Origin of the sequence: Paenibacillus sp. FSL W8-0426 (assembly GCF_037969725.1) — a bacterium.
Classification (GTDB): Bacteria; Bacillota; Bacilli; order Paenibacillales; family Paenibacillaceae; genus Paenibacillus; species Paenibacillus hubeiensis.
In genome coordinates this window covers 4,368,134-4,387,594 of sequence record NZ_CP150203.1, presented here as the reverse complement: position 1 = coordinate 4,387,594, position 19,461 = coordinate 4,368,134, and the positions used below count along the sequence as shown (strand labels likewise).

The 19,461-nt window shown below is 52.0% G+C and carries 23 protein-coding genes; 22 read left to right on the top strand and 1 reads right to left on the bottom strand.

Going from position 1 to position 19,461, the window contains the following annotated elements; translation table 11 throughout:
* The first annotated feature begins 66 nt into the window (after positions 1-66).
* The 10 genes from MKY59_RS19495 to MKY59_RS19450 all read left to right on the top strand — a co-directional run bounded on the left by MKY59_RS19495 (position 67) and on the right by MKY59_RS19450 (position 8,899).
* A complete protein-coding gene (locus MKY59_RS19495; protein WP_236419824.1) occupies positions 67-342 on the top strand; it encodes a stage VI sporulation protein F in 276 nt (91 codons plus the stop codon).
* A 163-nt stretch (positions 343-505) separates the two neighbouring features.
* Positions 506-685 carry a DUF2768 family protein gene (locus tag MKY59_RS19490; protein ID WP_236419822.1) on the top strand — a complete coding sequence of 60 codons (180 nt, stop codon included), beginning with the start codon at positions 506-508 and terminating at the stop codon, positions 683-685.
* A 92-nt stretch (positions 686-777) separates the two neighbouring features.
* The gene (locus MKY59_RS19485) at positions 778-1,395 is read left to right on the top strand and encodes a hypothetical protein (RefSeq protein WP_236419820.1); all 618 of its coding nucleotides are present in this window, start codon (positions 778-780) and stop codon (positions 1,393-1,395) included.
* A gap of 11 nt (positions 1,396-1,406) precedes the next feature.
* Positions 1,407-1,757: a 2Fe-2S iron-sulfur cluster-binding protein gene (locus MKY59_RS19480; RefSeq protein ID WP_339273263.1), complete on the top strand. Its 351-nt coding sequence runs from the start codon at positions 1,407-1,409 to the stop codon at positions 1,755-1,757.
* A gap of 62 nt (positions 1,758-1,819) precedes the next feature.
* On the top strand, positions 1,820-2,602 hold the full coding sequence (locus MKY59_RS19475; protein ID WP_339273261.1) for a hypothetical protein: 783 nt from the start codon (positions 1,820-1,822) through the stop codon (positions 2,600-2,602).
* A 386-nt stretch (positions 2,603-2,988) separates the two neighbouring features.
* Positions 2,989-4,467: a stage IV sporulation protein A gene (gene spoIVA, locus MKY59_RS19470; RefSeq protein WP_236419814.1), complete on the top strand. Its 1,479-nt coding sequence runs from the start codon at positions 2,989-2,991 to the stop codon at positions 4,465-4,467.
* A gap of 217 nt (positions 4,468-4,684) precedes the next feature.
* Entirely contained in the window at positions 4,685-5,782 is a 1,098-nt protein-coding gene (locus MKY59_RS19465) for a sugar ABC transporter substrate-binding protein (RefSeq protein WP_236419812.1), read from the top strand.
* 128 nt (positions 5,783-5,910) lie between these two features.
* Positions 5,911-7,434, top strand: coding sequence for a sugar ABC transporter ATP-binding protein (locus MKY59_RS19460; RefSeq protein ID WP_339273258.1), 1,524 nt, complete (start codon positions 5,911-5,913; stop codon positions 7,432-7,434).
* A complete protein-coding gene (locus MKY59_RS19455) occupies positions 7,424-8,410 on the top strand; it encodes an ABC transporter permease (protein WP_236419808.1) in 987 nt (328 codons plus the stop codon). The genes MKY59_RS19460 and MKY59_RS19455 overlap by 11 nt, the downstream gene beginning before the upstream one ends.
* A gap of 216 nt (positions 8,411-8,626) precedes the next feature.
* A complete protein-coding gene (locus MKY59_RS19450) occupies positions 8,627-8,899 on the top strand; it encodes an HU family DNA-binding protein (protein ID WP_236419806.1) in 273 nt (90 codons plus the stop codon).
* Positions 8,900-8,987: 88 nt separating this feature from the next.
* Here the strand turns inward: MKY59_RS19450 and MKY59_RS19445 are convergent, their stop codons facing one another.
* Positions 8,988-9,143, bottom strand: coding sequence for a hypothetical protein (locus MKY59_RS19445; protein ID WP_236419804.1), 156 nt, complete (start codon positions 9,141-9,143; stop codon positions 8,988-8,990).
* 166 nt (positions 9,144-9,309) lie between these two features.
* Here MKY59_RS19445 and mtrB point away from each other — a divergent pair, with 166 nt between their 5' ends.
* The 12 genes from mtrB to aroH all read left to right on the top strand — a co-directional run bounded on the left by mtrB (position 9,310) and on the right by aroH (position 19,113).
* The gene (mtrB, locus tag MKY59_RS19440; protein ID WP_236419801.1) at positions 9,310-9,531 is read left to right on the top strand and encodes a trp RNA-binding attenuation protein MtrB; all 222 of its coding nucleotides are present in this window, start codon (positions 9,310-9,312) and stop codon (positions 9,529-9,531) included.
* 211 nt (positions 9,532-9,742) lie between these two features.
* Complete coding sequence (locus MKY59_RS19435; protein ID WP_236419799.1) at positions 9,743-10,294, top strand: hypothetical protein; 552 nt, start codon at positions 9,743-9,745, stop codon at positions 10,292-10,294.
* A gap of 100 nt (positions 10,295-10,394) precedes the next feature.
* Positions 10,395-11,255 carry a heptaprenyl diphosphate synthase component 1 gene (locus MKY59_RS19430; RefSeq protein WP_236419797.1) on the top strand — a complete coding sequence of 287 codons (861 nt, stop codon included), beginning with the start codon at positions 10,395-10,397 and terminating at the stop codon, positions 11,253-11,255.
* A gap of 11 nt (positions 11,256-11,266) precedes the next feature.
* Complete coding sequence (locus MKY59_RS19425; protein WP_236419795.1) at positions 11,267-11,986, top strand: demethylmenaquinone methyltransferase; 720 nt, start codon at positions 11,267-11,269, stop codon at positions 11,984-11,986.
* Position 11,987: 1 nt separating this feature from the next.
* A complete protein-coding gene (locus MKY59_RS19420; protein WP_236419793.1) occupies positions 11,988-12,854 on the top strand; it encodes a UbiA-like polyprenyltransferase in 867 nt (288 codons plus the stop codon).
* A complete protein-coding gene (locus tag MKY59_RS19415; RefSeq protein ID WP_339273250.1) occupies positions 12,855-13,472 on the top strand; it encodes a flavin prenyltransferase UbiX in 618 nt (205 codons plus the stop codon).
* 347 nt (positions 13,473-13,819) lie between these two features.
* Entirely contained in the window at positions 13,820-14,794 is a 975-nt protein-coding gene (locus tag MKY59_RS19410) for a polyprenyl synthetase family protein (RefSeq protein ID WP_236419789.1), read from the top strand.
* Positions 14,795-14,961: 167 nt separating this feature from the next.
* Entirely contained in the window at positions 14,962-15,405 is a 444-nt protein-coding gene (ndk, locus tag MKY59_RS19405; protein ID WP_236419787.1) for a nucleoside-diphosphate kinase, read from the top strand.
* A gap of 24 nt (positions 15,406-15,429) precedes the next feature.
* Entirely contained in the window at positions 15,430-16,221 is a 792-nt protein-coding gene (locus MKY59_RS19400) for a protein-glutamate O-methyltransferase CheR (RefSeq protein WP_339273246.1), read from the top strand.
* Between the two features lie 243 nt (positions 16,222-16,464).
* Positions 16,465-17,634, top strand: coding sequence for a chorismate synthase (gene aroC / locus MKY59_RS19395; protein WP_339273244.1), 1,170 nt, complete (start codon positions 16,465-16,467; stop codon positions 17,632-17,634).
* 1 nt (position 17,635) lies between these two features.
* Complete coding sequence (gene aroB, locus MKY59_RS19390; RefSeq protein WP_339273242.1) at positions 17,636-18,730, top strand: 3-dehydroquinate synthase; 1,095 nt, start codon at positions 17,636-17,638, stop codon at positions 18,728-18,730.
* 5 nt (positions 18,731-18,735) lie between these two features.
* The gene (aroH, locus tag MKY59_RS19385; RefSeq protein WP_236419779.1) at positions 18,736-19,113 is read left to right on the top strand and encodes a chorismate mutase; all 378 of its coding nucleotides are present in this window, start codon (positions 18,736-18,738) and stop codon (positions 19,111-19,113) included.
* Positions 19,114-19,461: the final 348 nt, after the last annotated feature.

Below are 19,461 nucleotides of genomic sequence, written 5' to 3'. Positions count from 1 at the left end.
CTTATTCACCCTTTACCTGGTGGACTCATATAATGCACATGAGTATTGCCGGAGGAGGGGAGACGAATGAGCAACATTTCCAAGGATGCACTGAAAGCGATCAATAAAAAAACGGGCAAAACGATTACGGAAGGTGCCGTCAAGAAACTGGCAAGCACGGTTAAACCAACCACGATGCAGAATGAGGCCCAGCTTCGCCAATTGATCAAGCAAGTATCCGCCATGGCCAAGGTTCCGGTATCGGAAGATACGGTGAAGGAGATCGTGAGTGCAGTCAAAAAGAGCGGACTAAACCCAAGCAACATGGAAGCTTTGATGAAGATGATGATGAAAAAACAATAAATCGATTCTGCGTACGCGGATCGTTTTACGAGACAAAACAGGCCGGATCATTCCGGTTTGTTTTTTTGTCTTTTTTTTGGAAAGATGAGCGATGTTTCATGATATAATGTGTGCAATTGTCACTTTCAGTGATGAATGACGGATCGAAGGGGAGACGCTGAACATGAGCGCAATGGACAAGATGTGGCTGTCATTGGTGGCCATTCTAATTATGGGCTTGTCGGTTTTCCTGATTACTTTTGCAAGGGCCAGAACCAAAGGCATTGTACGGGGCATACTGTCGTTAATCGCGTTTCTGGTCATGCTGATTGGGTTTATCGGTGGAATGGCTGCCTTGATTTGACGGGCATGCCTGACATGCCCGGCATTGCATCCGCATACGCACATCATGGGAGTTGGCACAATGAATACGGATGAAGAAGGGAAGGCTGACGGATGGGAGCACATGAAACGGAGGGTCTAACGACTCGATATCCTGATCTGCACGCCGCTTTGCTGGAAACGGCCGCGGCTTGGATCAACCAACCGTACACCTGGTTGTTAGGAGGCAGCTGCGGGCTGCTGTTGCAAGAAGTAGAGCTGAATCAGGCTCCAAGGGATATTGATATTTATGCGGATATTGCCGCAGCAAAACAACTTCATGGCGTGGCGCCTGGACGGAAATTGGACGAACCTGCTGTGGATACAACGGGACCCTACGCTTCCCTGTTAAGCCATTATCAAGTCGGAGCGTGCGCAATGGAGCTGGTCGGCGGATTTGAGATGTGGTCACGCAACAATTGGTATCGAACCGAAATCGAACGTGTACTTGCATTCCATGCGCCGTCCGTTCGGTTGGGCTCGCATCATGTTCATTTGATGCCCCTTGCGCACGAATTGCTGTTCAACCTGCTTCGAGGCCGGGCCGATCGGTATGAACCGATAGCCCAAGCGATTCGAAAACAACCGCAAAAGCACCAGCCGCTGCTGGATGAGCTCGGCAAGCAAAATGTGTGGACAAACCTTTTTCGGGAGCAGGTGCAGGAGCTTATTGGTTTTGCATGGAGCATTTAGGGGGGAGACATATGGATCAGACGGTTACTTTTCTGCCTCAAAACAAAAGCATTCGGGTCAGATCCGGCACGAACCTGCTAAGTGCGGCGCGACGTGCAGGCATAAAAATAACGACTCGTTGTGACGGCAAAGCCGCATGCTTGATGTGCAAAGTGAGGGTAGATGCAGAACAGCTCAAGGGGCTTGAGCCTCCGGCTGATGCAGAGAAGCGAAAATTGGGAATGCTGCTGGAACAGGGAACGCGTTTGGCATGTCAGGCAAAAGTGAGACATGATGTAGAAGTACATGTACCTGAAGATCCGCTGAAGGCAGCGATCCGCAAACAATTGGAACGGCAAAGGCAAGAAGACGATTGGTTGTAAACGTCTCACTTCATGAAGAGGGGCAGACACGAAGCCATGCATCAGATTCGAGGAGGGTGCACATGATCATCGATTGGATTAAACATGCAAAGAGTCATGGGAGGTCAGGTCTGGGGCGACAGACCACCTTTGCAATGCTTTTATTCATACTGAGCGGTTTTGCCTTGAGCGGATGCATGTACCCTTCCCAGGCTGTTACCGAGCCCAAAACGGCTTACCGTGAAAGCGTAAACCGCATTCAGGATGCCGTGGAGGCTTTTCAGCAGGACCAGGGGGTTCTCCCGATGTTGAATGCGGACATGAGCACCCCGAAATATGAAAAATTCAGAGTGGATTTATCCAAATTAAAGCAGCAAGGGTATCTGGAAGATATCCCGGTGACCGCGTTTGAGAATGGCGGCAGCGCTTACTTTTTGATTCAAAACGAAGAAACGGAGCCTGCAGTCAAGGTCATGGATCTGCAAACCGTGCAGAAGGTGAATGACGTGCAGCGGATGGTGGACCGATACAAGGCGCAGCATAACAATGAGCTGCCGAGAGGAGAAGAACTGTACGACGGACTGTTTGCGGTGGATATGCAAAAGGCTGGGCGCCCTGAGACAACGGAAGTGAAGTTGAACAGCGTGTACTCCGGCCAGGAGCTGCCGTTCATCATGGATGAAGCGGGAAATGTATACGTGGACTATGCCTTTGACATTATGCAGGCCGTGGAGAAAGAGGGCAAAGCTCCGGCGGAGACCGAAGATGCCCGGGAGGTCCTGTTGGAGCATTCCTATTTTGTTCCGGTCAAATCGGTAGCCTATGTATGGGAGAATAATACGCCTGTTGCCAGACTAATAGAATAATTCAATTCTGATAGAGATATTCCTGTGTTAGGGGTATCTCTTTTTAATTTCGCATAAAAGCACGACCAGTCTCATAAAGTAGATTGAAATTAAGGCGTCATACTCCGAAAAGAGGCCTTAATCCCGCGAAAAGGGGTTGGACAAAAAATGAAAAAACGCGTCATATTGCTGCATACGGATACATAAGATGATACTAGTCCAATTGCATGTACGAGTTAACGCCGCTTTCACCGGTTTCATCAGAATGCAATGTTCGGCGGCGGACGACTTCCGGGCACTCACAAAGGCGGCTCTACCGTTGCAGGGATTTCAGTCTTCTGATTGAAAAAACGAAGCGGATGCTCTTTAGCATTTTTCCTTCGGAGTATTTTAGGGAGGGGATTTCATTGGAGAAAGTGGACATTTTTAAGGACATTGCCGAGCGGACCGGAGGGGACATCTATCTCGGGGTTGTTGGCGCGGTCCGGACGGGGAAATCAACATTTATCAAACGTTTCATGGAAACGATCGTACTGCCCAACATCACGAATGAAGCGGATCGTGCCCGGGCAGTGGATGAATTGCCTCAAAGCGCTGCGGGTAAAACGATTATGACGACCGAACCTAAATTCGTGCCGAATAACGCGGTTCAGATTAAGGTGACGGAAGGGCTGGAAGTCAATGTTCGGCTCGTCGACTGCGTAGGATATGCTGTGGAAGGGGCCAAAGGTTACGAAGACGAAAACGGGCCAAGAATGATCTCCACGCCTTGGTTCGAAGAGCCCATTCCGTTCCAGGAAGCGGCCGAAATCGGCACGCGCAAGGTGATCCAGGAACATTCGACGCTTGGCGTCGTCGTTACTACGGACGGCACGATTGCGGAAATTCCCCGCAGTTCCTATGTCGAGTCCGAAGAAAGGGTCATTGCCGAACTGAAAGAAGTGGGCAAACCGTTCGTCCTGGTCATCAACTCGACGCGTCCTCGCAGCGACGAGACACTGCAGCTGCGTTCCGAGCTCGCGGCCAAGTACGACATTCCGGTCATGACCCTCAGCGCGGCGACGATGACGGAGGATGATGTCACGGGAGTTCTTCGTGAAGTGTTGTACGAATTCCCGGTGCATGAAGTCAACGTGAACCTTCCCAGCTGGGTCATGGTGCTGAATGAGAACCACTGGCTGCGCAGCAACTATGAAAACTCGGTGCGCGACACCGTCAAAGATATCCGCAGATTGCGGGACGTGGACCGCGTCGTGTCGCAATTCATGGAGTATGAATTCATTGACCGTGCGGGCCTCAGCGGCATGAACATGGGGCAGGGCGTGGCGGAAATCGACTTGTACGCTCCGGATGAGCTGTACGATCAAATCCTATACGAAGTCGTCGGGATCGAAATCCGGGGCAAAGACCATTTATTGCAGCTGATGCAGGAGTTCACCCATGCCAAGCGGGAATACGATCGCTTCGCCGAAGCGCTCGAGATGGTCAAAACGACCGGTTACGGCATTGCGGCGCCATCTCTCGCCGAGATGGCACTGGATGAACCGGAACTGATCCGCCAAGGCACGAAATTCGGCGTTCGCTTGAAGGCAACTGCCCCGTCGATTCATATGATCCGCGTTGACGTGGAGTCCGAGTTCGCGCCGATTATCGGTACGGAGAAGCAGAGCGAGGAACTCGTCAGGTATTTGATGCAGGACTTCGAGAACGATCCGATCAAGGTATGGGATTCAGACATGTTTGGCCGTTCCCTGCATTCGATCGTGCGGGAGGGGATCCAGGGCAAAATTGCCATGATGCCGGACAATGCCCGCTACAAGCTCCAGGAAACGCTCGGCCGTATCATCAACGAAGGCTCGGGTGGACTGATTGCCATCATACTGTAAGTTGGAAAGATCGCGAGGATGATCCTTGCGATCTTTTTTGTCGTTCGTTTCATGATTTTGGTTGTACTGGATATGAAAGAGTGTGAAAAGAAAAAATGTAGTGGTTTCTAGCTTTAAATTACTAAAACCTATTTACATGCTTGGAATTAGTCGTTATATTAATACTCAACTATTGTGATCCAGGTCACACAGCGAGTGAGAACAGGGGGATATAGACATGAAAACGAAAACGGTAAAATGGGCATGGTTCGGGCTTGTATTGGTGCTTGCACTGGCTCTATCCGCATGCGGAATCAAAAAAGAACCGGCTTCGACCACAGCGTCTGGGACTGAAGGGGACAAGCCTCAAACCGAAGCGGTTACGGGGCCGTTAAGCGGGAAACGCATCGCACTGATCATGGAGTTTAATACGGGAACCTTCTCGCAGCAATACGTACAGGGCGTGAAGGAAGAAATCGAGAAATTCGGCGGCGAGCTGACCACGTTCGTGGCGGATAACGACAAAGCCAAAATGGTATCGCTGCTGGACAGCGCCATCAATCAGAAATTCGATGCCATCCTGACAGACCATGGCGATGCGTTGTTGGAACCCGGTGTCAAAAAGGCCGTGGAACAAAACATTCCGATCGTCGTTTTTGATGCAGACATCAACGTCCCTGGTGCCACGGTAATGTCCCAGGATGACCAAAAAATGGCCGAGCTGACGCTGGAACAGATGAAGAAGGATATCAACGGCCAGGGGAACATCGTTAAAGTTTGGGTGGCGGGATTTGCGCCAATGGAGCGGCGCCAGCTGGCATACGGAACATTCATGGAAGCGAATCCGGATATCAAGGAAATCGCAACGTTTGGTTCCGCGCAAAACCCGGCGCTGGATACGCAGGCCAAAATGGAAGCCATTCTGAAACAATATCCAAAAGGCGAGATCACGGCGGTATGGGCCGCTTGGGATGAGTTTGCCAAAGGAGCGGCACGTGCGATCCAGCAAGCAGGCCGCGACGAAATTAAAGTATACGGCATCGATATGAGCGACGAGGATTTGCAAATGATTCAGGATCCGAAAAATCCTTGGGTGGCCTCCGCGGCCGTAGACCCGACAGACATCGGGCGCGTCCAGGTCCGTTACGCCTACCAGAAGCTGAACGGGGACGAGACCGAGGACAAGGTCGTGCTGAATCCCGTGTATGTGCAGCGTGATGCGCTGCCTGATCAGCAAATCTCTACTTCGGAGCTGTCCGAATATGTGGAGGGCTGGGGCGGAAGCACGCAGGGCATCAAGGACTGGATGAAGGAATATGGCATCACTGCGAAATAAAGCAGCGTAACAGGAGCGCGCCGCAAGGCGCGTTTTTTTCAATCATATATGACAAGTTCAATAGATGAAAAATTCACAATAAAGAAAGACTCCTTATGGGAGCCATAGGCGATAGGAGGTTAAGCATCATGACAGATGCGCCAATTTTGCTTCAAATGGAACAGGTCAGCAAGCAATTTGCGGGCGTGCCTGCACTGAAGGACGTTGATTTTTCCGTCCGTGGCGGGGAAATCCATGCATTGCTTGGCGCCAACGGAGCCGGAAAAAGCACGCTGATGAAAATGTTGTCCGGCGCGTACCAGATGGATCGCGGTTCGATCACGCTGAATGGGCAACGTCTTCGGCTGGCTTCGCCAGGCGATGCCAAGGCAAACGGAATCCACTGCGTGTATCAAGAGGTCGATGCCGCGCTGGTGCCTCAGTTGACTGCCGCGGAGAATATTATGCTGGATCAGTTGGCATCCTCTTCGCGGGGGTGGTGGAGCAGTCCGCGAAAGCAGCAGCAGCGGGCCGGGGAAGTTTTGAAACAGCTTGGGGCAAGCATCGATTTGCACAAAAAAGTAGCCGAGCTCACGCTTGCGGAAAAACAGATGATTTTGCTGGCGAGAATTTTGGTTCAGGACGCCAAAGTCATTATTTTTGACGAACCGACAGCCCCGCTCAGCCAAGAAGAGACGGATGCGTTTTTCCGGATCGTGCATCATTTGAAGGATCGCGGTGTCGCCTGCATTTTCATTACGCATCGATTGGTCGAGGTTACCGCTCACTGTGACCGTGTAACGGTCATGCGGGACGGGCAGCATGTGTTCACAGGCAATGCGCAGGAGGTGACGATTCACGACCTGGTGGGGCAAATGCTGGGCAAAACCTTTGACGAGGAATTTCCCAAAACAGAAGTGCCGCTGGGAGAAGTGCTGTTGGAGGCCAGAGGATTGCGTCGAGGCCTCAAAGTTAAAGGGGTGGACCTTTCGGTCCGAAGGGGTGAAGTGCTTGCTGTCGTCGGCCTGGTCGGAGCCGGTAAAACGGAGTGTTCGAGGCTGCTTATCGGAGCGGACAAGTTCGAGGCAGGCGAAATCTTTTTGGATGGGCGAAAGCTGCGATTATCACAGCCTGCTGACGCAGCGGCGTCAGGGATCGTTTCCGTTCCCGAGGAACGCCGCAAGCAGGGCATCCTGATCCATGAAAATGTGGAACGGAATTTGAGCTTGCCCTTGCTTGGTCGTCTTAGCACATTGGGTTTTGTAAGCCGGAAGCAGGAACGGGCAAATGCGGAATCCCTGGTGGCTCAGCTTGGCATCAAAACGGCTTCGGTGCGCCAGGAGGTCAAATATTTAAGCGGCGGCAATCAGCAGAAGGTAGCGATCGGCAAATGGCTGAATACGGATGCGGAAGTGTTCGTCTTCGACGAGCCGACCAAAGGCGTGGACATCGGCGCCAAAAGCGATATTTTCAAGTTGATCAACGAACTGGCGCAAGCCGGCAAAGCCATCATTTATTTTACCTGCGAGTTGGACGAAGGGCTGGGCATCGGAGATACCATCGCCGTCATGTGCGAAGGAACGATCGTGAAGCATTTCAAGCGGGGAGAAGCCAATCAAGAACAACTGCTATATTACGCAAGCGGTGGACAAGAGGTGCGACATGAAGGATAAAACTATGGATTTCGCGTTCCGGTACGGAGCGATTATCGTTATTATTGCGGTTATAGCCTTTTTTGGCATACGCCTGCCTTATTTTTTTACGTACAGCAATATGACGGATATTTTAGGTTCCATCTCAATCGTAACCTTTGTTGCGATCGGCGTAACCTTATCTCTCATTGTGGACGGTTTTGATCTGTCCGTAGGCGCTACAGTTTCATTGACGACGGTAGTCACGGCCTCGCTCATGATTTGGTATCAACAGCCGCTCGCGGTCGTTATCATTGTCCCGCTGGTGCTTGGGGCGATAATCGGACTGCTGAATGCACTACTCATTGTAAAACTGCGCATTCCGGACTTGCTCGCCACGCTGGCCATGATGTATATCATCGGCGGCATTCACAAGACGTATGCTCAGGGATATACCATTTATAATCATATGCAGTTCCCCGACGGCAGCAAGGCTGCAGGCGAGATGGATCCGACTTTCCTGCAGCTTGGGCAGGGCAAATGGCTCGGCATGCCGATATCGGTCATTCTGCTGATCATCGCGGTGGTTGGCGTGCACATTTTCCTGACGTATACCAAGTATGGACGGCAGATGTATGTGACGGGCGGCAATGAAGAAGCGGCCAGACTTTCGGGCATCAAAGTGAAAAAGGTGAGGACGCTTGCTTATGTGGCTGCCGGCGTATTTGCCGCGATTGGCGGCATTCTGTACGCTTCCAAAGTAGGTTCGGGCCAGATCGATGCGGGTTCGCCGCTGCTGATGGAATCCGTTGCTGCCGTATTTGTCGGTTTTTCGGTATTCGGAGCCGGCAAACCCAACGTCATTGGCACATTTATCGGTTCAGTGCTGATTGGCGTGCTGGTCAACGGCCTGACCATGATGAACGTGCAGTATTTTGCTCACGATATCGTCAAAGGCGGCGTACTCGTGCTGGCTTTGGCTGTTACATTTTACGTACTGAACCGCAACCGGACTTGAAATTGTGGGCTGTCTGTATTAGTATAAAATTTGTTCGGCGCCTGAAATGCTTGATTTCAGGCGATCTCATTGCCGGAAATGACTGTCTACCGGAAGCGCAGATTTTCGTTTGTGAAGCAGAGATGGGATTGACATTTTTTGCGGATGAACGTATATTTCGCTATAAAACGGAAACACAGTATAACATTCAGGATATTGATCCAGGAGGTGAAAATAATGAATAAATCGGACCTGATTAACCACGTGGCCGAAGCGACTGAATTGTCCAAAAAGGATGTAACGAAAGCGGTTGATGCCGTATTCGAAGCGATCTCCGAGGCTTTGCAGAACGGAGACAAGGTGCAATTGGTGGGCTTCGGGAACTTCGAAGTGCGCGAGCGTTCTGCACGTAAAGGACGCAACCCGCAAACGGGGGAAGAAATCGAAATTCCTGCGAGCAAAATTCCTGCGTTCAAACCAGGCAAAGCGCTCAAAGACGGAATTAAATAAGATTTCTACATATTCCATATGCCAGCAAAAAGACCGTGACTTGTTCACGGCCTTTTCTTTTGCCTTTGAATCCGTCCGCGCAGAGCCTTCAGCGGCCTGAATCGGGGAGCTTGCTTTTGTCTTCGGCTTGCGGAGCATAAGCTACCAGAACCAGCGGTTCGCCAGTAACTTCGGTGAATTGCCGCTCCAGCTCCCGAAGCTTGTGAACATGTTCTTCCGAAAGCGGTGCAGGGTCATATTTCATGTCGTTTGCTCCTTTCCCTTTGAGGCTGATCGTAGTATGCCCTTGGGGGGAGAATTGCATCGCTCCAAAACGACGAGATTCCAGAAAGGCAAGCAACGGGTTGACAAATGAATCGTTGTTGCCCATCATTAACGCTATTGAACCAGGAGAGAGGGGACGTTACGCCATGGACCATCCAACCGGTAGTGATTATATCGTTATCAAGGCAGAGGAGAACGGCGTGCAGGTCATCGGGTTGACCCGTGGACAGGACACGCGTTTCCACCACACCGAGAAGTTGGACAAGGGTGAGGTCATGATTGCCCAGTTCACGAACCATACCTCGGCGATTAAAATCCGCGGCAAAGCCACGTTGATCACCAAGCATGGCGAGCTTCAGTCCGAGTAATGACAGAAGCGTATTAAGATCCTGATTTTCCAAAGGATCGACACAGGTATGCATCATGTTTTCCTTGTATGCTCAGCGACCTGAACGATGGAGTTCTGACCTTTCAAAAATGATGAAAATTGCAGGCATAGCCTGCTTTTTTTCGTTGTACAATGAGGTATGAGCCTTTACTGGACAGACTACACTATCATGTAGGGACGAGGAGGCATATATGAAACCGCGGTTGATCGTAACTGCTTCGGTTCTGGCAACCTTTGCGGCCGTCTTTTTGCTTGTGGCTTTGCAGTCCATGCAGCATCGCACGCTGGGAGGAGAGCATGCCCGGCCCGTGACCGCGGCCCAGCAGCCGCGCGAGCTTACGCAGGACAACTTGGTGGACGCCTTGGCATCGATGCAGCTGGCTGCGCCGATCGCCAAAGTAGAATGGGATAAATCGATATTGAAATTGGACCTGAAGGTCACAGGCACCGATATTGGATATCAAAAAATTTATGGCAGCATGGCAGACGTTGCCGAACTGTCTTTCGGTGGTTTCTCCAACGTGGAGCAGGTGCTGCTCCGCGTTCTGGCCGAGGACGAATGGACCCGTCAACGGCATCTGCTGCTGGCTGCGGATATTCGGCGCAATCAATGGCCCGAAAGTGCCATCGGCGAACTGCGCGGCTGGTCAAGCCCCAAGCTGTCGGATAATTTGAAGGAATGGTTCCATATCATGGAAACGGCATTGTGGAAGAAGCAATTCGAAAGGGCAAATCAAGGGTAAATGAATGTCAGGATTCAGTGCGTGCCGAAGAAACATATGCTATAATATATAAGATTGTAGTGCAGAATGGGTTTTACAATGAAAGGCTCGGAGGCTGAAAATGAATTCATACCGCGTACCTGAACTAGCAAAAAAATATACCGAATACGACATGATTCGACGGCACACGGAAATACCGCCATTCCCGGATAGCCGTGCGCGCCTGCTTCAGGTTTTTGTGGGAAGGACGGATGAAAGGGGACATGACGAGCTGTACGCTCTCGCCACGTCGCTGGTTCAATTGGCCATGGATACGCATGACCTGATCGATACGGATGCCGGGGAACGCAAAGAGCAGGAAATGCGCTCCAGGCAGCTGAATGTGCTTGCCGGCGATTATTTAAGCAGCCGCTTCTATCAACTCCTTGCCCATGCGGGGCGCATCGAGATGATCGGCAAGCTCAGCGGGGCGGTTTCCGAAGTCAATGTTCGCAAGATGAGTTTGTATGCACGGATGCAAAAATTTTTCGTTTCTGCTGATGAATACATGCGTGAAACGGTGCAGCTGAAAATGCAGCTGTTTCTTTCATTTGGGCATATGATCAAATCCGGGGATCGCAAGATCTGGGAATGCCTGCTTGAGGAGTTTAGCCGTTGTGAAACGATCGTGACGGAGCTGCATCGTTTGAACGACGGCCATTTTGTTCACAGTTATGCCTTCTGGCATGTATATGAGCAAGGGTCCAACGAAGAACGGCATGCACTGCGCCAATCCGACCCGGCACCGGACGTTCGGAGCAACATGCTGAAAAAACATCGGGTCGAGGACATTTTGCTGGACAAGCTTCGCAGTGCCGTGAACCGCGTGCAACTGCTGCTGCAGGACGACGCAAAAGAGCATGGGCTTGAGGAAGTGCATTTGATTCTTGAGCCTTACCTGGCCTATTTGCAGCCTTCGCGCGCGGCAGCGGGGGAGAATTGAGGGGGAGACGAATGGGTAACGCAGAGACAAAACCGAAAGAGGAATTCGTCCATTCGGTATTCGAGAGCATCGCCGGGAAATACGACATCATGAACGACATTTTGAGTTTTCGCAGGCACAAGGCCTGGCGCAAGTTCACGATGAAAAAAATGAACATGTCAAAAGGGGATACCGGCCTGGACCTTTGTTGCGGTACTTGCGACTGGACCCTTGCCATGGCGGAGGCAAGTGAAACGGGGCACATGCACGGCCTGGATTTCAGCAACAACATGCTTCAGGTCGGGCAGGGAAAAGTGAACGCCGCAAATCGTCAGAATCAGATCACGCTTGTGCAGGGAAACGCCATGTCGCTCCCCTTCGAAGATAATTCGTTCGATTATGTCACCATCGGTTTCGGGCTGCGCAACGTGCCGGACCTGAGACAGGTGCTGTCGGAGATGAAGCGCGTCGCGAAACCGGGCGGCATGGTTGTGTGCCTTGAATTGTCGAAGCCGACCTGGCAGCCGTTCAAGGGCATTTATTATTTTTATTTCGAACAGGTGCTGCCGAGACTTGCCAAGTTGTTTGCCAAGCGTTACGAACAATACAAATGGCTGCCGGATTCGTTGGCGCTATTTCCGGGAAGAAAGGAACTGGCGCACATTTTCGAAGAAACCGGATTAAAGAAAGTGCAGGCCTACCCCCTGACCGGAGGCATCGCGGCACTGCATATTGGGACCAAGGAGAATTAGCATGTTTAGGAAAATTCGCATCTTTTTAGAAATGATCAAAATCGAGCATACGCTCTTTGCATTGCCATTTGCCTTCATGGGAGCCATCCTTGGCTCGATGGTGGTCAACAACACGTTTCCAAGCTGGCTCGAAATCATGTGGGTGCTGCTGGCGATGGTCGGTGCCAGAAGCGCCGCTTTCGGGCTTAACCGCATGATCGACCAGGTGATCGACGGCAAAAATCCGCGGACGGCGATGCGTGCCATCCCCGCGGGGTTGTTGAAAAACGGAGAAGTCATCATTTTCGTTATCGTATCGTTTATTTTGCTGTTCTGGGCTTCATATAACCTGAACGTGCTTTCGATGAAGCTGCTGCCAATCGCGGTATTTATGCTCGTCATTTATTCCTATACCAAACGCTTCACGTGGTTGTGCCATGTTGTGCTGGGCATGACGATCGGACTGGCGCCGCTGGGCGGATGGGTAGCCGTGACCGGTACCATGGACTGGACGGCCATCGTGTTCTATGTCACCATCGTGTTCTGGACGGCAGGTTTCGATATCATTTATGCGTGCCAGGATCTTGAGTTTGACCAAGACGAGGGACTTCATTCCATTCCCTCGCGCTTCGGACTGCACAAATCTTTGCAGATCGCGAAGTTTTTCCATGTGATTACCGCCGTCGGATTTTTGGCGCTGCTTCTGATGACCGATCTGAGCTGGTGGTATGGCGCAGGCATGCTGATTACTTATGGCATCTTGTTCTATGAGCACTACATTGTGTCGCCGAACGACATGAGCCGGGTTCAGACCGCATTCTTTACGATGAACAGCGTGCTGAGCATCGTAGTATTTACGTTTACCTTGATCGACCTGGCGGTGAAATAAATGTTCCAACTGGACAACAAACGGCTTGTTGTCGGAATTACGGGAGCCAGCGGCAGCATCTACGGCATCAGGCTGATCGAAACGCTGCTTGATCTGGGCTACGAGGTGCATCTGGTGATCTCCAACGCCGGCTGGCGCGTACTAAAAGAAGAGCTGGATTGGGAAGTAACGAATCGCGAGCGGATCCTGGACGAAAAGTTTGGGGGCCGCTCCGGTTCCCTGATCTACCATCCGGTAAGCGATATAGGAGCTTCGATTGCGAGCGGCTCTTTTCTGGCGGACGGCATGATTGTCATGCCGTGTTCCATGGGGACGCTCTCTTCCATCGCGCAAGGCGCCTCCGATAACCTGATGGCCCGCGCTGCGGATGTCATGATGAAAGAAGGAAGGCCGCTCATTCTGGTGCCGCGCGAGACGCCGCTGCATGCGATCCATCTGGAAAACATGCTCAAGCTTTCGCGCCTTGGCGTGCGCATGATTCCGGCCATGCCGGCTTTTTATTACAAACCCCAAACGATGGACGACTTGATCATGTTTCTGGTGGGCAAGGTGTTGGACAGCTTGCGTATTCCACACCAGTTGTTCCGGAGATGGGGAGAACCGGATTCAAGGGATTAAACCGGAGATATCCTTTTTTGCATGGGCGATATGCCGTTGCAGCGTGAGGTCGGATCTGTTTTAATCCCGGATTTTCCGGGGTATGGGTGAAAGTTGAGCAGCGTATAGTGTATTTAGTCAGCCTTGACCCATGCTCCGGCAGCTTCTGTATAATTTTTGTTTCAGAAATCGTCGCAGAGTTTAATTCCCGGTGTCGGCCAGACGGCGGGAAATGGCGTGATCGAACATGGATGAGCATAAGCAGGAAGGGCGGGCGGATGATCATTGAAGTCGTCTGCCCATCGACCTGCTGGAAGGGAAGGTAGCATGGAATTAGGGACTGACAATACGCTGACACGGGTGAACGAATGAAACTACTGGATATTTTCGGGTTGCTGAAGAAGGATATGGATTACATTGAAAAAGAACTGTACCGCAGCGTTGAAGGGGAGCAGCAGCTGTTAAGCGAAACATCCCTTCATTTGCTTAAAGCGGGTGGGAAACGTTTGCGTCCCGTGTTCGTGCTGCTTGGCGGCAAGTATGGTACATACGACATTGAACGCTTGAAATTGATTGCGGTTCCGCTGGAATTGATCCACTCCGCTTCATTGGTGCATGATGATGTGATTGACAATGCGGAGACGCGCCGCGGTAAACCAACCGTGAAATCAAAATGGGATAACCGGATTGCCATGTATACCGGCGACTATATCTACGGTAAAGCATTGCAATTGACGGCCGGGCTGTCCGATCCGGCAATTCATCGTATTCTGGCCAAGGCCATGGTGCAGATGTCCATCGGCGAAATGGAACAGATCCGTGACTTTTTCAACACCGGGCAAAGCGTACGCAATTACTTGCTGCGCATCCGTCGCAAAACAGCACTGCTGATCGCGGTCAGCTGTCAGCTTGGGGCGCTTGCTACCCGCGCGCCTAAACAAGTGTCCTCGCTGCTCTATACTTACGGATACAATGTGGGCATGGCCTTTCAGATTCAGGATGACGTGCTCGACCTGGTGGGAACGGAAAAACAATTGGGCAAACCGCCAGGCAGCGACATGAAGCAGGGCAACATTACGCTGCCGGTCCTGTATGCCTTGGAGGAAGAGCGTTTGCGAGAGCCGCTGCTAGCCGAGATTTCGCGCGTTAGACAGGAAGAAGGGCGCGCAAGCGCATCGGACGCGATTGGAATGATTCGCGAAAGTCAAGGAATCGCTAAAGCCGAAGCACTGGCTGACCGATATATGAAGAAAGCGCTCGATGCTCTGGATCAGCTGCCAAAGATCAAAACCAGCAAAAATTTGCGCGACATTGCGCATTTCGTCGTCAAACGCACTCATTAATTTTCCATTGAACCGTTACGGGCCTGCCTCTTGGCGACTACTGGCGCAAAAAATGTACTTGGATGTGATGTTTCTCATTGGGAGGAATTGGACATCTATGTTACAATCAAGAAGATTGCGTCTACATATTTGGTAATAATTATGAGCCGTGAGTGAGGAGTGATCCCGTGGATCGTACATTTTTGATGGTGAAACCGGATGGCGTGCAGCGTGGTTTGATCGGACGTATCGTTAGCCGCCTGGAGGACAAAGGGTTTAAAATGGTGGCAGGCAAATTGGTGCAAATGACCGAGGAGCAGGCCAAGCGTCATTATGCGGAGCATGAAGGAAAGCCGTTTTTCGATGAGCTCGTCCGATTTATTACTTCCGGCCCCGTCTTTGCGATGGTTTGGGAAGGGGACGACATCGTGTCCCTGGCGCGCATCGTCATTGGCAAAACCAATGTGAAGGAAGCTGCCCCGGGGACCATTCGTGGGGATTTTGCCAGCCATACGCCGCATAATCTGATTCATGGGGCGGACTCTCCGGAGAGTGCCGAACGTGAAGCAGCGAACTTCTTTGCACCAGAGGAATTGGTAGCGTACGACAAGAGCATCGCAGCCTGGTTGTAATTTTTTAGCCAGAAGGGTGATACGATGCTGGAGCAGGAACAATTGGATCAGGATTACGCCGGATTTATCCGGAAAATCAAAGAGAGCACAGGCATTGATCTTGCTCAATACAAGGAAGGCCAGATGAAAAGAAGGCTGACCACGCTTCGCAACAAAAACGGGTTTAATACGTTTGCGTTATTTTTCGACGCCATGCAGAAGGACAAGGCACTTTTTTATGAGTTTTTGGATCGCATGACCATCAACGTTTCGGAGTTTTGGCGCAACCCCAACCGCTGGGAAGTGCTGCGGGACGACATTTTGCCTGATCTGATCGGGTCCAAAAGGCGTGTCAAAGTGTGGAGTGCCGCTTGCTCCACTGGAGAGGAGCCCTACACCCTTGCGATGATTTTGGACATTCTGGGCGTGTTGAAGGACAGCTCCATCACGGCAAGCGACCTCGATGAAGGTGCATTGGCCAAAGCCAAGGAAGGTCGGTACATGGAGCGTTCGCTCAAGGATGTTCCCCAAGACGTGGCAAGCCGATATTTCCGTCAGGATGGCTTAATGTATCGAATCGACGACAAGCTGAAAAGCTCCGTCAAGTTCATGAAGCAGAATCTGCTGACGGACCGTTTCGATGAAGGGTACGATTTGATCGTGTGCCGGAATGTCATGATCTATTTTACCGAGGAAGCGAAAAACTTGCTGTACCATAAGTTCGCAGCCAGCCTGCGGCCGGGGGGCATTCTTTTCGTAGGCAGTACGGAGCAGATTTTTTCCCCGGGACAATACGGTTTGGAAACGGCAGAAACGTTCTTTTATCGCAAAAAATAGGATTCGCCAACGGTTAACCGTTCGGTTGCACATTGCGATGTGCCCGGGCGGTTATTTGCACATAAGCCGTTGCCTGAATTTCCTTGGATGCAGCGACCGGGCGCGGATCGGCCGGAATGTTGTCTTTACATGCAGCGAAAAGGCGGACTTTCTTGTCAAAGCCGGTCAGCTATACTATAATGAGCAAAGAAATTATGGGATTTTAGCAATGCGCAGTTTAACAGTTTAAAGGGGGAACGTAAAATGAGTTTACGCTATTTAACCGCAGGGGAAACGCACGGACCCCAATTGACCGCCATTATCGAAGGATTGCCAAGCAATTTGCATATTGATTTCGAAGAGCTGAATTTCCAGCTGCACCGTCGCCAAAAAGGGTATGGACGCGGACGCCGGATGCAGATTGAAAAAGATCAGGCGAACTTTGTCGGCGGAGTGCGCCACGGATATACGACGGGAGCTCCGGTTGCGCTTGTGGTGCAGAACAACGACTGGAAGCATTGGCAGAACATTATGAACATCGAACCGATCGAGGGCAGTGACGAAGAAAAACGCCGGGTGCACCGTCCTCGTCCGGGCCATGCCGACTTGAACGGCGGTTTGAAATATAACCTGAAAGACCTGCGCAACGTGCTGGAGCGCTCCAGCGCGCGCGAAACGACGGTACGTGTCGCCTGCGGCGCGTTGGCACGCCAGTTCCTGGCCGAATTCGGCATCAAGGTGGCAGGCCGCGTACTGCGCATCGGCGAGATCGAAGCGCCATACCAGGATCTGCCGATCGACGAGTTGATCGAAATTACGGAGGCTTCTTCCGTACGAGTGACCGACAAGGAAACCGAGAAGAAGATGGAAGAGTACATCGACTTGATCAAAAAAGAAGGCGACTCCATCGGCGGCATCGTGGAATGCATCGTGGAAGGTGTTCCTGTTGGATTGGGCAGCCACGTGCAGTATGATCGCAAGCTGGATGCACGCATTGCCCAAGGCGTTATGTCGATCAACGCATTCAAAGGTGTGGAAATCGGCATCGGTTTTGAAGCAGGCACGATCCGCGGTTCGCAAGTCCATGACGAAATCCTCTACAGCGAGGAACGCGGGTACCACCGCGCGACGAACCGTCTTGGCGGATTCGAGGGCGGTATGACCAACGGCATGCCGGTTGTCGTTCGCGGCGTGATGAAGCCGATCCCGACGCTGTACAAACCGCTGCAAAGCGTGGATATCGATACGAAAGAAGCTTTCACCGCTCAAGTCGAGCGTTCGGACGCTTGTGCCGTTCCTGCAGCCAGCGTGGTGATGGAGCATGTCGTGGCATGGGAGATCGCCAAAGCGTTCCTTGAGAAGTTCGGCGGGGATTCCATGGAAGAGATCCGCTCGAATTACGAGAGCTACAAGGCACAATTGGAGAGCTACTAAGATGCGCCAGCTAACGGTCCAGCTCGGCGAGCGTTCTTACCCGATCCTGATCGGCAGCGGTTTGCTCGGACAGGCGCCGCGTTTCTTCGAACAGTATGGTCTGACCAAAAAGAGCCCGCTGCTGATCATTACCGATGACAAAGTAGGGCCACGATACCTGCCTGCACTGGAACAGGTACTCCAGGACGCCGGATTTACGGTCGTCTCAGCCGTGGTTCCTTCCGGCGAAACGTCCAAATCGCTGGCCGTCTATCAGGATATGATGACGGCAGCCATCGAGGGCAAGCTGGATCGCAGCTCGGCGATCATTGCCCTCGGCGGCGGCGTTGTGGGTGATTTGGCCGGATTTGTAGCCGCTACATATATGCGCGGCGTCAAGTTCGTCCAAGTGCCGACCACGATTCTGGCGCATGACAGCAGCGTTGGCGGCAAGGTGGCGGTGAACCATCCGCTAGCCAAAAACATGATCGGCGCGTTCCATCAGCCTGAACTGGTGCTGTACGATGTGGACACGCTTCAGACGCTGCCTCCGAGGGACGTTTCGGCCGGATTGTCCGAAATGCTGAAGCATGGGCTCATTCGCGACGAAGCCTTCGCGCACTGGTGCGAGGAGAATGCGGAGAAGCTGCTCGCGCTCGACGCGGAAGCACTCGGTTATGGCCTGGAACGCGGCTGTGCGATCAAAGCCGAAATCGTATCCAAGGACGAGCGGGAGAACGGAGAGCGTGCCCTGTTGAACCTGGGGCATACGATCGGCCATGCCATCGAAGCCATTGCCGGATACGGCGAGTTTTTGCATGGCGAGGCCATCTCGATCGGCATGGCGGGTTCGGCGCTGCTGGGCGAGAAGCTGGGTGCGCCGGCCGGGCTGCATGAGGAAACAACCCGCATGCTGCGCGCATTGCGCCTTCCGGTGACGATGCCGGAACATTTGGACACGGATGCCTTAATGGATGCGATGATGCATGACAAGAAATTCCGTGAAGGCCATATGGTCTTTATCATACCTGATCGCATCGGATCGGCAAGAATCGAAAAAGACGTTCCCGTAGCCATGGTTCGGGACGTTATTGAATTGCTCAAGAAAGGAGTGTAAAGCCAATGGTAACACGTGGAGTCCGCGGGGCTACGACAGTCACGCAAAACAACGAAGAAGAGATTTTGCGCGAAACAGCGGTATTGCTGCGCGAAATCGTGGATCGCAACGGTATTGTGCCGGAGGATATTTGCAGCGTGTGGATCACGATGACCGGTGATTTGGATGCGGCATTCCCGGCCAAAGCGATTCGGCAATTGGAAGGCTGGGAGCTTGTGCCGCTGATGTGCGCTTTGGAGGTGCCGGTTGCCGGTGCTTTGCCGCAATGCATCCGCTTTATGGTGCATGTAAATACGGAAAAGGCACAGCATGAAATCAATCATGTGTACCTGAACGGCGCGCAGGCTTTGCGCCCCGATCTGGTTGCACCATCCAATTCGTAAGATTGCGGTTGTCAAATCTTCCGCATTCCTGTATAGTGATAAACAGTTGAGTAGAGTATGAGTTTGAGCTGAGGTTAGTTGAGATAGTGGAGCATGCAGCAGAGTCCAGCGGGTGATTGCCGGGGAAGGATCCGGTTAATTGATTCGCGGTACGTCTGGTTGCAAGATGAGACAGAGCAGGGATAAAAGCGTGTTTGGACGATGCGTTCAATTTCGGACCATTTTCGTCTGTACAATCCGCACACCTTTTTCTAATTTTGGGATCGAGGGTCGGATTGTAAGGATTGACGGATCACGAAGCTGGCGTCTGGATTCCGTAGGACACGATGGAATGATGTATCGTTCTTC

What these genes read in the sequence shown, in the direction of transcription:
- MKY59_RS19495 (WP_236419824.1), top strand. Translation starts at nt 67, where the DNA reads ATGAGCAACATTTCCAAGGATGCACTGAAAGCGATCAATAAAAAAACG.
- MKY59_RS19490 (WP_236419822.1), top strand. Translation starts at nt 506, where the DNA reads ATGAGCGCAATGGACAAGATGTGGCTGTCATTGGTGGCCATTCTAATT.
- MKY59_RS19485 (WP_236419820.1), top strand. Translation starts at nt 778, where the DNA reads ATGGGAGCACATGAAACGGAGGGTCTAACGACTCGATATCCTGATCTG.
- MKY59_RS19480 (WP_339273263.1), top strand. Translation starts at nt 1,407, where the DNA reads ATGGATCAGACGGTTACTTTTCTGCCTCAAAACAAAAGCATTCGGGTC.
- MKY59_RS19475 (WP_339273261.1), top strand. Translation starts at nt 1,820, where the DNA reads ATGATCATCGATTGGATTAAACATGCAAAGAGTCATGGGAGGTCAGGT.
- MKY59_RS19465 (WP_236419812.1), top strand. Translation starts at nt 4,685, where the DNA reads ATGAAAACGAAAACGGTAAAATGGGCATGGTTCGGGCTTGTATTGGTG.
- MKY59_RS19460 (WP_339273258.1), top strand. Translation starts at nt 5,911, where the DNA reads ATGACAGATGCGCCAATTTTGCTTCAAATGGAACAGGTCAGCAAGCAA.
- MKY59_RS19455 (WP_236419808.1), top strand. Translation starts at nt 7,424, where the DNA reads ATGAAGGATAAAACTATGGATTTCGCGTTCCGGTACGGAGCGATTATC.
- MKY59_RS19450 (WP_236419806.1), top strand. Translation starts at nt 8,627, where the DNA reads ATGAATAAATCGGACCTGATTAACCACGTGGCCGAAGCGACTGAATTG.
- MKY59_RS19445 (WP_236419804.1), bottom strand. Translation starts at nt 9,143, where the DNA reads ATGAAATATGACCCTGCACCGCTTTCGGAAGAACATGTTCACAAGCTT.
- mtrB (WP_236419801.1), top strand. Translation starts at nt 9,310, where the DNA reads ATGGACCATCCAACCGGTAGTGATTATATCGTTATCAAGGCAGAGGAG.
- MKY59_RS19435 (WP_236419799.1), top strand. Translation starts at nt 9,743, where the DNA reads ATGAAACCGCGGTTGATCGTAACTGCTTCGGTTCTGGCAACCTTTGCG.
- MKY59_RS19430 (WP_236419797.1), top strand. Translation starts at nt 10,395, where the DNA reads ATGAATTCATACCGCGTACCTGAACTAGCAAAAAAATATACCGAATAC.
- MKY59_RS19425 (WP_236419795.1), top strand. Translation starts at nt 11,267, where the DNA reads ATGGGTAACGCAGAGACAAAACCGAAAGAGGAATTCGTCCATTCGGTA.
- MKY59_RS19420 (WP_236419793.1), top strand. Translation starts at nt 11,988, where the DNA reads ATGTTTAGGAAAATTCGCATCTTTTTAGAAATGATCAAAATCGAGCAT.
- MKY59_RS19415 (WP_339273250.1), top strand. Translation starts at nt 12,855, where the DNA reads ATGTTCCAACTGGACAACAAACGGCTTGTTGTCGGAATTACGGGAGCC.
- MKY59_RS19410 (WP_236419789.1), top strand. Translation starts at nt 13,820, where the DNA reads ATGAAACTACTGGATATTTTCGGGTTGCTGAAGAAGGATATGGATTAC.
- MKY59_RS19400 (WP_339273246.1), top strand. Translation starts at nt 15,430, where the DNA reads ATGCTGGAGCAGGAACAATTGGATCAGGATTACGCCGGATTTATCCGG.
- aroC (WP_339273244.1), top strand. Translation starts at nt 16,465, where the DNA reads ATGAGTTTACGCTATTTAACCGCAGGGGAAACGCACGGACCCCAATTG.
- aroB (WP_339273242.1), top strand. Translation starts at nt 17,636, where the DNA reads ATGCGCCAGCTAACGGTCCAGCTCGGCGAGCGTTCTTACCCGATCCTG.
- aroH (WP_236419779.1), top strand. Translation starts at nt 18,736, where the DNA reads ATGGTAACACGTGGAGTCCGCGGGGCTACGACAGTCACGCAAAACAAC.